At 66.6% G+C, this 12,643-nt stretch carries 11 protein-coding genes; 5 read left to right on the top strand and 6 right to left on the bottom strand.

The window, feature by feature from the left end; translation table 11 throughout:
- Nucleotides 1–136: NAD-dependent epimerase/dehydratase family protein (locus tag KXR53_RS31910; protein ID WP_437379654.1), on the bottom strand; the 136-nt coding region annotated here is incomplete at its 3' end.
- Between the two features lie 444 nt (nucleotides 137–580).
- Between KXR53_RS31910 and KXR53_RS31905 the strand changes: the two genes are divergently transcribed.
- The 3 genes from KXR53_RS31905 to KXR53_RS31895 all read left to right on the top strand — a co-directional run bounded on the left by KXR53_RS31905 (nucleotide 581) and on the right by KXR53_RS31895 (nucleotide 4,638).
- Complete coding sequence (locus tag KXR53_RS31905; protein ID WP_437379652.1) at nucleotides 581–1,525, top strand: AEC family transporter; 945 nt, start codon at nucleotides 581–583, stop codon at nucleotides 1,523–1,525.
- 309 nt (nucleotides 1,526–1,834) lie between these two features.
- Nucleotides 1,835–3,043 (top strand): class I SAM-dependent methyltransferase, encoded by a 1,209-nt coding sequence (locus tag KXR53_RS31900; protein ID WP_437379651.1) that lies wholly within the window; start codon nucleotides 1,835–1,837, stop codon nucleotides 3,041–3,043.
- A 608-nt stretch (nucleotides 3,044–3,651) separates the two neighbouring features.
- Entirely contained in the window at nucleotides 3,652–4,638 is a 987-nt protein-coding gene (locus KXR53_RS31895) for a calcium-binding protein (RefSeq protein ID WP_437379650.1), read from the top strand.
- 306 nt (nucleotides 4,639–4,944) lie between these two features.
- On the opposite strand, the gene KXR53_RS31890 is transcribed toward KXR53_RS31895, so the two are convergent.
- The 5 genes from KXR53_RS31890 to KXR53_RS31870 all read right to left on the bottom strand — a co-directional run bounded on the left by KXR53_RS31890 (nucleotide 4,945) and on the right by KXR53_RS31870 (nucleotide 10,942).
- A complete protein-coding gene (locus tag KXR53_RS31890; RefSeq protein WP_437379649.1) occupies nucleotides 4,945–6,564 on the bottom strand; it encodes a PBSX family phage terminase large subunit in 1,620 nt (539 codons plus the stop codon).
- Nucleotides 6,565–6,798: 234 nt separating this feature from the next.
- The gene (locus tag KXR53_RS31885; RefSeq protein ID WP_437379648.1) at nucleotides 6,799–7,779 is read right to left on the bottom strand and encodes a Tim44 domain-containing protein; all 981 of its coding nucleotides are present in this window, start codon (nucleotides 7,777–7,779) and stop codon (nucleotides 6,799–6,801) included.
- A 186-nt stretch (nucleotides 7,780–7,965) separates the two neighbouring features.
- Nucleotides 7,966–8,196 (bottom strand): hypothetical protein, encoded by a 231-nt coding sequence (locus KXR53_RS31880; RefSeq protein ID WP_437379647.1) that lies wholly within the window; start codon nucleotides 8,194–8,196, stop codon nucleotides 7,966–7,968.
- 395 nt (nucleotides 8,197–8,591) lie between these two features.
- Nucleotides 8,592–9,365, bottom strand: a complete 774-nt coding sequence (locus KXR53_RS31875; RefSeq protein ID WP_437379646.1) for an ion transporter — start codon at nucleotides 9,363–9,365, stop codon at nucleotides 8,592–8,594.
- Between the two features lie 524 nt (nucleotides 9,366–9,889).
- The gene (locus KXR53_RS31870; protein WP_437379645.1) at nucleotides 9,890–10,942 is read right to left on the bottom strand and encodes an ankyrin repeat domain-containing protein; all 1,053 of its coding nucleotides are present in this window, start codon (nucleotides 10,940–10,942) and stop codon (nucleotides 9,890–9,892) included.
- A 360-nt stretch (nucleotides 10,943–11,302) separates the two neighbouring features.
- Here KXR53_RS31870 and KXR53_RS31865 point away from each other — a divergent pair, with 360 nt between their 5' ends.
- Together KXR53_RS31865 and KXR53_RS31860 are read left to right on the top strand one after the other, a co-directional pair.
- Complete coding sequence (locus tag KXR53_RS31865; protein ID WP_437379644.1) at nucleotides 11,303–12,244, top strand: hypothetical protein; 942 nt, start codon at nucleotides 11,303–11,305, stop codon at nucleotides 12,242–12,244.
- A gap of 150 nt (nucleotides 12,245–12,394) precedes the next feature.
- Complete coding sequence (locus tag KXR53_RS31860; RefSeq protein ID WP_437379643.1) at nucleotides 12,395–12,598, top strand: hypothetical protein; 204 nt, start codon at nucleotides 12,395–12,397, stop codon at nucleotides 12,596–12,598.
- The last annotated feature ends 45 nt before the right edge of the window (nucleotides 12,599–12,643 follow it).

Below are 12,643 nucleotides of genomic sequence, written 5' to 3'. Positions count from 1 at the left end.
GGTCGGCCACCAGCAATGTGCAGTCTTTCCGGGCGAGCCGCCTCAAGAGTGCCGAACCGACCATGCCATTGTGGCCGGTGACCCAGACCCGTTTACCCCGCAACTCCAACGGCCGGTCGGCAGATCCGTTCGACATTCAAGCGCTCTCCTTCCCAAAATTCTCCGCATTCTGAGACATTATTGCCTAAATTCGTATTTTCCAAAATTTTACTTTCCAATTGATAATATCGCTCCTCACGAGCCAGGGCACCCTGCGCAATGGAGATAGTGTGAGTACCGCAAGCGAGTAGCATCGGCTCCTTCCGAGGAGTATGGCCTACTTACGACGGCGTCAGCGACAGCGCGACCGGAACCGCTCCCGAGGGGACTCGCCGATCCGGGTACCTGCCCTCGGGCCTCGTAGGCCTGGCGATCCAGACCACGGGAATACGGCCTCCTGCTCTGCGATGCCCGACGCCGTCATGGTGATCTCCGAAGGGCGCGACGACGCCGGGGAGAGCCGCTGGTGGTACCGCTCAGCGAACAGGCTCCGCAGCGGGCATAATGCGCCCGATAGGGGCATCGCCCAGGGGGAGCCGAGATGGAAGTCGCCGATCTGGTCCTTCCCGTGTTCGCGATCATCGTCACGGGCTGGCTGGCCGGCTGGTCCGGCTACATCCCGCGGTCGCTGGCCGACGGGCTGGTGCATTTCGCCTACAACGTCGCCATGCCGGCGCTGCTGGTCGTCACCATCGCGCAGGAGCCGGCGGGCAATCTCCTGCAATGGCGCTTCCTGCTGGCCTTCGGCGGCGGCTCGCTCCTGTGCTTCGCGCTGGTGTTCCTGGCCGTTCGCGCCGGGTGGGGACGCGGCCTCGCCAGCAGCACGATGCACGGCATGGCCGCGGCGATGACCAACACCGGCTTCGTTGCGCTGCCGATCCTGCACGCCATCTACGGCCGGCCCGCCGTCCTGCCCGCCGCGATCGCCACCGTGTTCGTGGCGGCGGTGATGTTCCCGGCGGCCGTCATCCTGCTGGAAAGCGGAGGGCGCGGCCCGCAGGCACGGCGGGCGCGCCCGGCCGTGCTGGCGAAGCGGATCGTGTTCAACCCGATGGTGCTGTCGACCGCGATCGGCCTGGCCTGGGCGGTCGCGGGCCTGCCGATCCCGGCCCCGGTCCCGGCCTATCTGGACATCTTCGCGGCCGCGCTCACGCCCTGCGCGCTCTTCGCCATCGGGCTCGGCCTCTCGGTCGAAGGGCTGCGCACCAACCTCGCGTCATCCTTCGCGCTCGCGGCCGTGAAGCTGGTGCTGATGCCGCTGATCGTCTACGGGCTGTGCGCGGCGACGGGCCTCGATCCTCTCTACACCATCGCCGCCGTCGTCTGCGCCGCCGTGCCGACCGCGAAGACGGTGTACATCCTGGCGGGCGAGTACAAGGTGGAGCAGCCGCTGGTCGCGGCCACCGTCTCGATGACGACGCTGCTGTCGGTCCCGACGCTGCTGGTCTGGCTCTATGTTCTGTCGGGGCTCGCGGTATGGCACTGAGCGTCTGGACCGCCCGTCGGGTAAAGGACGGGACCGCTGCGCGCCGGTCCATTCCACCGTCATCGCGAGCCCCGAAGGGGCGTGGCGATCCAGACGGCGCCGGCTCATGACGCCGGCAGTGCACTGTCATCACAATTCCATGGTTTGCCGCCGTGGCAGACGGTTACACTCTGCGCCGCGGACAGCGAGGGGGTGTGCGGGAGCGTGTCCGCCATGAGCCGGTCATAGCCGACCGCGAACGGTTCGGTTCGTGCGAAGACATAGGGCGGTGTAGTCGTAATTATTCTTATTGATGGGGGATCATTTGCCATGAACAAAACCATCGACCGATGCCCACATTGCGGCTCCTCCGAGCTGGAGGTCCTGGTCGAAATCGAGAAATACAGCTACCTGATCCGGCCGACCGAGTTCGAAAGCATCTGGCGCACGGTGCCGATGACCGTGGGCCTGTGCCATTCCTGCGGCACCTCGATGCAGTTGTTGCCGCCGAACCGCGAGGCGCTGGACGAGATCTACAGCAAATATTACGGCTCCTACCCGACCTTCGCGTCGGATCCCGAGATGGATGAGCGCCACCGGGAATTCCTGGAGTTCCTCGTCGCCAGCGGCGTGCCGATGTCGGGCCACGCGCTGGAGATCGGGTCCTATGACGGCCGGTTCCTGGCCAGGCTGCAGGCGGCCGGCATGACGGTCCATGGCTGCGACCCGAACGCCGCCGCGGCGGCCGAGGCCGAGCGCGCCTTCGGCATCAAGACGACGCTGGACTATTTCACCCCCGACACCTTCCCGGCGGACAGCTTCGACTTCGTCAGCGCCCGCCTGGTGCTCGAGCACGTGACCGAGCCCGACACCTTCCTCTCCGGCCTGCAGAAGGTGGTGCGGACCAACGGCCATGTGGCCCTGGAGGTCCCGGATTGCGGGATCGTGATGGCGGAAGGCGCGCCGTTCTGGATGTACGAGCATCCGAACTACTTCACCGCGACCTCCCTGCTGCGGGCCATGCGGCGGCACGGCTTCGACGGCGCGGTGACCTCGCACAAGGGCATCCTCCGGGCCGTCTGCCGCAACACGGGCGCCGCCACCGTCCCGGCGCCGGATGACGTGGCCGTCGACATCGACCTGGCACACGACTTCCGCCGGAAGTACCGCGACTATGTCGCCCGCTACGACGCCGTGCTGGCGGAGGTCCGCCGGCAGGGGCTGCCGATGGCCGTCTACGGCATCGGCAACTACTTCACCAACCTGCTCAGCTCCACCTCGCTCGACCAGTCCGAGATCGTCGCGATCTACGACGGCAACCCGAAGAAGTGGAACATCGAGCTGGAAGGCCTGGGGTTGACGATCCAGTCGCCCGACAGCGTGAACTCCGGCGGGGTGGGCGTGGTGCTGCTGGCCAGCGCGTCCTACCAGGGCATGCTGGACCGCATCGCGCCCTATCTGGACCGCGGCGGCCGGGCGCTGCTGCCGTTCCCGACGCCGGTTCTGTATCAGCGCTCAGCCGGCGGTGTCGCTGCCTGATACCAGCGAGTTCGTCATCGGGCTCTTGGCCACCCCGTCATCCCGGTTCTGCGGCGCAGCATGGAGTGATGCGCCGAGATCCCGTGCACGCAGCGGCGTTCCGCGCCGCTGCGTGCACGGGACAAATCCATCGGCAGCTTCAGCGCCCGGGCCTGGATCGAGCCGCTCCGACCGGGATCGGTTGACTACCTCTTTTGATGGATTCCGGGCCCTTCGCATCATCCGAATTGATGAAGGCGGAGCGAGGCGGAGTTGGGCTTGCGGTTTGCCGAGGACGGCCTAGCCTATACCCCGAGGGTACTCGCATGCCCTCCGGTGGTGGAATTCCGAGTGGCTCTCCGGCGGCCGAGACCAACTGGCCGCCTCGTCGTGGAACTCCCCGTAGGCAGCCTGCCGGCCGCGGGCCACGGAACGGAGCACGAAACTCACTCGACGGGCTGACGGGCTGACGTCCAAGCGCCCATGACAGAAGCGTTGTCCGCCAGCTTCGCGTGAGCGGCGCCACATGGCAGCCGGGCTGACGCACATTGATGCGCCGCGCGACGATCGCCGGCGCTTGCGCTCTCTCTACGTCCACTCAGGAGGACTTCCGTCTAAGGAGGAAAACCATGCCTATCTTCGGTTCCGACGTCGCTGATACCCTGACAGGCACGCCGCAAAGCGACCTCATCTTTGCATTGGCAGGAAACGACACCGTCTTTGCCCGCGGAGGGGACGACGTGGTCTTCGGCGGCAACGGCGCCGATGACCTGAACGGCGAAGGCGGCGACGATCAGCTCTTCGGTGAAGCCGGCAGAGATCGCCTCCGCGGCGGTGCCGGCGACGATGACCTCAGCGGCGGCGGCGGCAACGATGATCTTCGCGGCGAAGGCGGCGACGATCACCTCGCCGGTGATGCCGGCGACGATGACCTCAGGGGCGGCAACGGCCGGGATGTTCTCGACGGCGGCGCCGGCGCTGACGACCTCCGCGGCGAAGGCGGCAACGATCTGCTCCACGGCGGCGACGGCCGGGACACTCTCGACGGCGGCGGCGGCAATGACGATCTCCGCGGTGAAGCCGGCAATGATGACCTCGGTGGCGGTGCCGGCAACGATCGCCTCAGCGGCGGCAACGGCAACGATGATGTTCGCGGCGAAGGCGGCAACGATCATCTCTTCGGTGGTGCCGGCAACGATGACCTCCGCGGCGGTGCCGGCGACGACCTGATCTTCGGACAGGGTGGCGATGATGAGTTGATCGGCGGGGCGGGATTCGATCAGCTCGTCGGCGGCCGCGGCAACGATGATCTTCGCGGCGGTAATCGGGAAGACGACTTCACCTACATCATCGAGCCTGGCATTGGCGACAACAGGGATCGTGTTCTCGATTTCTCGAAACTCGAGGACGATCGCATATTCGTGGGATCGGCGGACTCGATTGCCACGGAGAACCGGGTCGACAACAATCCGGACAACAACGTCATCGACGCTTCTGACAACAACGTGGATCCCGTCGGCAACAACGGCTTGCGTCTCAATTTCGGTGGTGGAAACACCCTCACCGTGATCGGCGCAACGTCTCTGACGGTGGGTGACGACATCTTCTTCGTGTGAGTCGTCCACTGGACGGGCGGCGCCGGCATCTGCGTCCGCGGCGGGTTCCGCAGTCTCCTGGACCGACGGGCGGTCATCGATCCGCTTCGTCGCAGGGTCACCGCCGATCAATCGGCCGCGCTGATCGGCGGCGGACTCCGACCGCCGCGGACCTCATGCCGTGGTCCCGACCGGCTCGGGCGCCTGACCCGCCCGAGCCGCGTCCGTCAGCATCGCAGCAATCGCGCGATGAGGCGAACCAGGGCAGGTATCGCCCCGGTAGGGGCAGCGGTGGTGGAAGGCGCAGCCGGGGGGCGGGGGCGCTCTTCATCCCACCCATTTCAGGCTGCTGTCATAGCTGCCGTACTGCTTCCTCTGGCCTTCGAGCGCATAGCGCAGGGCGTCGATGGCGTGGTTCTCGCGGTCCTCCAGCTCGGGCAGGATCTCGCCGGTCTTCGGATCGGTGCGGTAGCTGAACAGCGCCAGCTCGTCGATCAGGTGCCGGCAGCGCGGATGCACCAGGATGTCGCAGCTCTTCAGGAACTCGACGCCCTCCTTGACCGAGCCGCCGCCCTTCACCGCCGGCCGCAGCTTGGGGAAGCCGTGCCGCTGCAGGTAGCTGATCGTCTCCGGCCGGGCGCCGTCGGCCACGATCGGCCAGCGCCGCGCCTCCGGCACCGTGTCGAACAGCGCCGGGGTGCGGTCGATCTCGCACCCCACCCGATAGGCCTCGTGATCGACATGGAGCGTCCGGCCGTTGAGGAAGCACCGCACCAGCACCGTCGGGTCGCGGGCGAAGCCCCAGTCGGCGCCGAACAGGAACTGGGCGTTCGCCGGGGTCGCGAACGCCTCGACCCGCCAGTTGGTGAACACCCGCGCCTCGCTGACCCGCCGATAGCCGCCGAGCCAGACATGCTGGTACTTGTCCGGGTCGCGCTCGCGGTCCCATTCCATCTCGGCCTGCAGCACCTTCGGGAAATGCGGGTTCGCCGTCCAGTTGGCCTCGATCAGCACGGTGCCGGGCGGCGCCGGGCCGCCGCGGAACAGCTGGTCGACCGGGTCGTCCGGCCGGGTCGGGTTCCAGGAGAACCACAGCTCCGACCCCTTCTTGCGGATGGTCGGGCGCAGCAGCTCCAGGCTCCGCTGCGACAGCGACTGGGCCTCCTCGACCCAGGCGATGTCGTAGCCCTCCAGCGACTTGATGCTCTCCGCCGTGTGGTTCTGCATGCCCTGGAAGATGATCCGGCCGCCCTGCGGCCCGAGGATGCGGTCGGCCTGCACCTTGAAGGCAGGGCCGAGGCCCAGCGCCTGGATCTTGTCCTCGAGCAGCCGCTTGACCGACTGGTCGAGCGAGCGCTGCACCTCGCGGATGCACACCGCCCGCACCGGCGCCGCCTCGACGCAGCGGCGCACCAAGAGCTCGGCGAAGACATGCGACTTGCCCGACCCGCGGCCGCCATGGACGCCCTTGTAGCGCGACCGCTCCAGCAGCTGCAGGAAGGCGGGCGCCAGGTCGGGCGGCGGCAGGGTGAACGCGGCCGGCGCCGGCATAGCGTCCACCACCTCCTCCGGGAACAGCCCGTCCTCCGTCAGCCCGCGGTCACGGCAGAACTCCCGATACGCCTGCTGCAGGTTCGGCAGCCAGCGGGCGGAGCGGCCCTTGACCGCGCCGGGGCGAAGGCACTCCGCGGCCGCGTCGATCAGCTTGCGCACCGCGTCGTCGTGCGGGGCCGGCCCCTTGCACTGCCGCCGCCGCTCGATCTCCTCGAAGCAGGCCAGCAGGATTCCGGGCTTGGTCATCAGCGCAACGCCTTGGTGTCTGGCGTTGCTCCCCCTGTAGCCGACATGCTCGGCGGCGAGGGTGGCGTCGCCGAAGCGCGTGAAGTGCTGCGCGAACCGGCGCCAGCTCGGTTTGACCCAGATGGCCCATGGCGCGACCGCCTTCATCCTCGACCTCGCACGAAAAAGCCCGCCGCGGCGGGGCCGGGCGGGCGCAACTGTTCGAGATGCCTGAACTATGCGGCGCGACGCGGCATCACGTCAAGAACAAAAAGAGAACACAGGCCGACGGCCGCTTCCGAAGGGGGGCGCGGCCTCGGCCCCCGACCCGTCATGGCGAGCCCCGAAGGGCATTCCTGGCGTCGGTCGGAACAGGTCGGACGGTTGGCGTCCTCGAAAGCGTCAAGCGGCCGCCTGAACCGCCGACAGTTTCCAATCGGCGCGATGCTTCCGTGCGAAGGTCCACACCTCGACGGTCTCGGTCGGCCTGTCCGGGTCACCCTCGACAATCCGCCCGGTCTTCCGGTCGCGCGTGGCATCGACGCTCGAATACCGGACGGCGACGGTCGCGTAGTCCGTATCGCCCTCGCGCCATGCTTCGGCCAGATCGCCTTGCAGCAGGCGGACGTCCGAGACCTCGTTCTTCACGCCGCGGGTCGCGTTCCCGCCGAGCTCCTCGGCGAAGTACGACATGACCTCCGGGGTCGTGCGCGCGCGCAGGCCTGCGAAGTCCTCGGCCCCGTAAGCGGCCTGGATCTCGCCGAGAAGGCGTTCGAAGGCGGCGAAGTCCGACTGGCCGAGGCCGACCCCGTCCCGCGGGACACCCTGCGCGGCCCGCCCCGCCGGCCCGGAATACCCCGAACCCGCCGGCCGTGCGGCAGGATCGCCTGAGGCCTCCCGACGCATGGGGGACATCGACGGACCGGCAAAGGCCGGCCCGCGCTGGCGGCCGAAGAAGCGTCTGAACGCCATGACCGCCAGGACAACCAGGCCGACCTGCAGAACCAATCCGACCAGCCCGGCGGCACCGCCGATGCCGTGCCCGAGCAGAACGCCGATGAGGCCACCAAGCGCCAGGCCGCCCAGAATACCGCCGAAGCCGCCGAATCTCCCGGCTCCCGGGGCCTGGACGCCGGGCGATTGCTGCGACTGGTTCGGCTGGGTCGCCTGCGTGCGCGGCGTCATGGTGCGGTCGATCGGCGCCGCGGCGCCGGGCGCGGTCGGGGTGGCGGGCGGCGCCTGGAACGTGCGCTCACCGCGGCTGCCGAAGCCGCCCGAGTTCGTGCGCCGGGCGTCGGCTTGGTCGACGGCCATCAGGAGGACGCCCAGCCCGATGACGAGGCTCGCGACGATTCTGCCCGCGCGGCGGCTGAAGGTGTTCATCTCTCTTTCCGGTCGCATTCGGTTCTCGTTGCCTGTCCCATATGGGAGATCCTGACCGCGGATTTGAGGGGGGGCCGACGGCGCGGGTGACCGCTCCGGGTCGACTCCGGCCCGGACGATACAACCTCCGCTCTCGGAAGGCACTCGCGGAAGCCTGGACCGGCCGTGATCGGCATCCGGACCCTGTCACGGGACCGTCGGAGAACCCTCCCACAGCAACCACATCAGGCCGGCGAAGGTCATGATCTGGAGGGCGATCACCGACGCGACCATCCACTTCAGCGTTGCCACGTCCGATTCCAGCTTCGCCGTGCGGGTGTCGACGCCAGCTGCCTCCTCTGCCGCGCGCCTGGCTCTGTCTTCCGGCACGTTGGCCGAGCGCAGTGCCTCGTAAAGGGCACCCATCATGAGCGCCATCGCGCCACCCGCTGGTTCCTCGCAGTCGTATCATACATGGTTTCGGTCGGATTTGGTCGCCAGGAGCAGAGCGCGGGCGATCCTCATGACCAGCCCCTTCAGCTTGCGGGGCGTGATAACCGCAAGGAGGACGCCGACAGCGCCTCGACAGATTGGGTTAGCCTGAAGGCACTGGCCGCAGAAGAAGACGAAGGCAGGCGGGGGCGGCCGTTCCCGGTCGCGCCCGCTGAGTGTGACCTGATTTCGCTGACAGTGCATGACGTCGAGTGGACATCCGCTGAAGCGCGCTGGCACCGCAATCCCGGAGCCGTCATGGCGAGCCCCGAAGGGGCGTGGCCATCCAGGCGGCGCCGGCCCCGGGGGCGGCCGCACCGGCAGCGTTTCCAGGCGGTCTCTCAGTCGCGGACTGTCCCCGAAGGCCGCGCCGCCTCCCTGTCCTCGGCGGCGGCTTCCTTGGCCCGGATCGCGCTCAGCGCCGATGCGACCAGCCCGGTCGGTATGGCGATGATGCCCAGCGCCACGAACAGCATGAGCACGGTGAACAGCCTGCCGACGGGCGTCACCGGATAGATGTCGCCGTAGCCGACCGTGGTCAGCGTCACGGCGGCCCACCACATCGCGTCGAGAACCGATGTGAATGCCTCGGGCTGGGCGTCGTGCTCGAACTGGTAGATGACCAGCGCGCAGACATAGAGGACGATCACCGCCGCCATGCCGAAGACGGCGACCTCCTCCTTCACGGCGCGCCAGGCGGAGATCAGGCGGTCGATGGCGTTGGTGTAGCGGGCCAGCTTCAGCAGCCGGACGACGCGCAGCAGCCGCAGCGCCCTGACGGCGCGGAGGTCGATGCCGATGCCGGCGAAGACGAGGCCGAGATAGAAGGGGGCGATCGCCAGCAGGTCGACGATGCCGAAGAAGCTCCGCGCATAGGCGCCCGGGGCGGGGGAGGCGGCGAGGCGCAAGGCGTACTCGATCGTGAACACCGCGACGACGACGATCTCGGAGGCGAACAGCATCGTCATCGCCCAGCCCGGCAGCCCGGGCAGGGTCTCGATCCCCATCGACAGGGCGGAATAGAGGATCAGCGCGTGGAGGCCCAGCTCGACCCGATGCCCCAGCCCGGGATGCCGCCCGTCGAGGGCGGTTCGCACATGCTTCCTCCAGTCCATGATTGCCCTCCGAGTGGTTGCTTGCGCCTGGATGCCGCCTGGGCTCGGCCGCCACGGCGCGGCGGGCCGCGGGCCTCCGACATCCTCGGCTTCACCTTCATCGGCGGCAAGTCGCGCCACGGCACCGACCTCACCCGGCCGCAGGCCCGGCGTGGCCGCATGCGGGGGCTTGTTCAACAGAGCCGGAACCTGCCCTTTCTTCTCCCCCTCCCCTTGCGGGAGGGGGGCAGGGGGAGGGGTCCGCGCGCGAATGCCCAAAGCACGAGCTTGCGACAGCGCCTGCACCAGCCGATCCCGTCATACCGGCGGCCCGGACTGTCGACCCGTCATGGCGAGCCCCGAAGGGGCGTGGCCATCCAGGCGGCACTGGCCTTTTGGTTCGCCACGCCGGCTTCGCCGGCTCGCGATGACGGGGAGGGGAAGAGTTGATGTCGAAAACCGCGATGCGCGTCCCTGCCGCGACGGGCGTGATGCCGCGCCCCACGGCAATCGTGCAACAACCTGCTGCACCATTTCCTGACGAACTACCGACTGTAAGGCGGCGGTTCCAGCTTGACCGGCGTCGGGTTCGCCAGCACCCAGGCCACCGCCAGCTCGGCCAGGCGCCCGGTGTTGCCGGAGATGCGCCGGATCTCGGCGATGATGCCGGCGATCTCCGCGACGTGCGCCGGCGGCAGCGGATGGCCCATCTGCACATGCCCGAGCAGCGCCTCGGCCATCCTGCCGTAATCCACATCCCAGTTGGCGCCGCCATTGCGCTCGAATTCACCCCAGATGCGGCCAGTGATCCGGATCACCTCGCCCTGGACCGTGGCCGCAGGACCGCTGCTGGGGACCAGCAGCTCCCATAGCTCCTGGTGCTGCTCCTGCCATCGGGTCGCCCGGACGGTGATCGGCAATGTGCCGTCGTGCAAGGTGCGGCGGGGAACCGGTGGGGTGTCGAACAGCGCGTACAGCCGGTCCAGCGCGGCGCTGGCGGCGTCGACGGCCTCCGGGTTGAAGTTGCCGCGGTGGAATTCGAAGCGTTGGCCGATCTGCTCGACCAGCCCCTTCATCCGCGGCGTCCGGGCGGCGCCTGCGGCGAGAAGGGTTTCCGCCAGCGCCGCCATGTCCGCCAGGTTGATGTTGCTGCAGCCGCGCAGCGCCAGCTCCAGCGGGGTCAGCCCCTCCCTGTTGACGGCGTCGACCCGGGCGCCGCGGTCCAGCAGCAGCCGGGCATTCTCGACATGGAAGGAGTCCGCCGCCGCATGCAGGGGCGTGCCGACCGGGGCGCCGGCGCTGTGGATGTCGGCCCCCAGCTCCAGCAGCACCTCGATGCGGCCCCGCCGGCTGCGCGCCCGGGTGTGGAGAGGCGTGTTGCCCCAGGTGTCGGCCGCCGAGAGATCGGCGCCCCGGGCCACCAGCCAGCGCGCCAGCTCGTCCGGGCAGGCGTCGAAGGCCAGCGCGGTCTGCTTGGCGTAGCCGCCGCGGGCATCCGGCTCGCAGGTCTCGAACACCGCTTTCAGTGCCGCGAGGTCGCCGCTGGCGAGCAGGTCCTCGAAATTCTTCGGCAACAGCTTCTTCAGGGCTTTGGGCACGGACAGCCTCGATCTCGGGATCTCGCGATTCGACAAGGTTCCCCGAAAAGAACCGTCATGGCGAGGCCCGAAGGGGCGTGGCCATCCAGGCGGTACTAGACGCCACGGCGACCACCGCCACAGCTTGGCTCTGGCTGGTCGGGGGCGGAAATCGGCCGCTAGGGATGCGCTGTCACCCCTAATTCCACTGTCCCATTGCTGGGGTGCAGTCCAGGATTCAGTCCACACTAGTGCTGCCTGGAAAATTAGTGCCATACGTAACCCGCAGATATCATTTATGGTAGGAATGAGTTCTCCATATCGGAGGATTGAGCTTATGCTATATTCTAAGATTGCTCTCTCATATTAGTGTGGAGCATCATGATGCGGTCATCTATTTTAGGCATGATTTCTAATCCACTTTTTTGGATTCTCTTAGTGTCTGCCATAATATTGACTGCTTCTGTAGTGGCGTTTAATAAATTCTTTAAAATAAAATCAAGGTTAATCCAATACTTCTCTCTTGTTGTGGTGATTTTGTTGGTTGTTTTGCCATCGGCAGTTGTATTCAATTATAATATTTCAAACGATAGAGATATGGCAATTGCTCATCGCGGACCAGATGAGATTCAAATTATTTCGGATGGTAGAAAAAGCATCAGTATATCTCTCCAGGTTCCATCGACTATATCTCGGATAGAGAATGCATTGCAGCAGGTTTGTCTGGATGGCCTCTGTTCCGCCAAAGTCGTGTCGGCCCGTCACGTAAGAAGTCTGAAGGAATTAGTCGGAGGCCTTGATAAGGGAGATTTTATCTACAATCGAGTTCGAGAAATGTGGCGCGACCAGCCAACGACAGTCTTCTTCCGGCTTGCTGCTCCAACTGGAGAGGCTCCGACCTTGCCAAAGGCAGCACAAGGGGAGACTGCCACCGGATCGGTACCAGTTACTCCAGAAATGTCTGTCGAACTTAGCGGCAGCGAAGGCTTAGTCGTTGAACCGAAAGAATTGGTTAAAAAGAAAATATCCGACCTCTCTGCCACGACATGGCAGTGGAAGGTAACTCCAATCTTGGAGGGGCCGAACCAACTTCTCACGCTGAGTGTGTTCGTGCACATCGATGATGGTGCGCCATATACATTGAAGACCTATGAGGACAATATCACGGTCAATGTTGGGGCGTGGCAGAGCGTCAAAGATGTGATTTCGAACGTGAATCCGGTCTGGACCTTCGTCGTAGCCGCAGTGCCGGCTATATCCGGCATAGCCATATGGCTGCGCCGGAGATTAAAACCAAAGGGTCAGCCTCCAGTGCATTACTGACAGCTTGGATTTGATCTCGGTGACAGTGCCCAAATCCACCTGGGCCGTTACGTCGCGCTCTACCCGGTGCAGGCTGGGCTGGTCGTCCGGGCAGCGGACTGGCTCGGGTCCAGCGCGCCGGTCCACTAGGCGCGGGTCGCGCCCGATGGCTTGACGACCGTGAAGCCCGTGCTGTCGCGCCATACCGATTTCGCCGCGGTTCTCACCGCCGGCGAGGACGAGGCGGCGTCGACGCGGCTGCGGCGGGCCGAGCAGATCGGCAGCCCGCTCGGCGACCAAGACGTCCTGGACCGGCTCGAACGCCGAGCAGCCGCATCCTCGCTCCCGCCAGGCGGGGCGGAGGCCGGCCGCTGAGAATGCACTGTCACCGTAATTCCCCCTTACCCCACCTGCTCCGCA

Origin of the sequence: Inquilinus limosus (assembly GCF_051487185.1) — a bacterium.
Lineage (GTDB): Bacteria > Pseudomonadota > Alphaproteobacteria > DSM-16000 > Inquilinaceae > Inquilinus > Inquilinus limosus_F.
The sequence above is the reverse complement of the archived record's forward strand: the minus strand, read 5'-3'. Positions and strand labels throughout refer to the sequence as shown.

Bases quoted from the DNA above. Each gene is read 5' to 3' on its own strand.
- KXR53_RS31905 (WP_437379652.1), top strand. From the start codon at position 581: ATGGAAGTCGCCGATCTGGTCCTTCCCGTGTTCGCGATCATCGTCACG.
- KXR53_RS31900 (WP_437379651.1), top strand. From the start codon at position 1,835: ATGAACAAAACCATCGACCGATGCCCACATTGCGGCTCCTCCGAGCTG.
- KXR53_RS31895 (WP_437379650.1), top strand. From the start codon at position 3,652: ATGCCTATCTTCGGTTCCGACGTCGCTGATACCCTGACAGGCACGCCG.
- KXR53_RS31890 (WP_437379649.1), bottom strand. From the start codon at position 6,564: ATGAAGGCGGTCGCGCCATGGGCCATCTGGGTCAAACCGAGCTGGCGC.
- KXR53_RS31885 (WP_437379648.1), bottom strand. From the start codon at position 7,779: ATGAACACCTTCAGCCGCCGCGCGGGCAGAATCGTCGCGAGCCTCGTC.
- KXR53_RS31880 (WP_437379647.1), bottom strand. From the start codon at position 8,196: ATGGCGCTCATGATGGGTGCCCTTTACGAGGCACTGCGCTCGGCCAAC.
- KXR53_RS31875 (WP_437379646.1), bottom strand. From the start codon at position 9,365: ATGGACTGGAGGAAGCATGTGCGAACCGCCCTCGACGGGCGGCATCCC.
- KXR53_RS31865 (WP_437379644.1), top strand. From the start codon at position 11,303: ATGATGCGGTCATCTATTTTAGGCATGATTTCTAATCCACTTTTTTGG.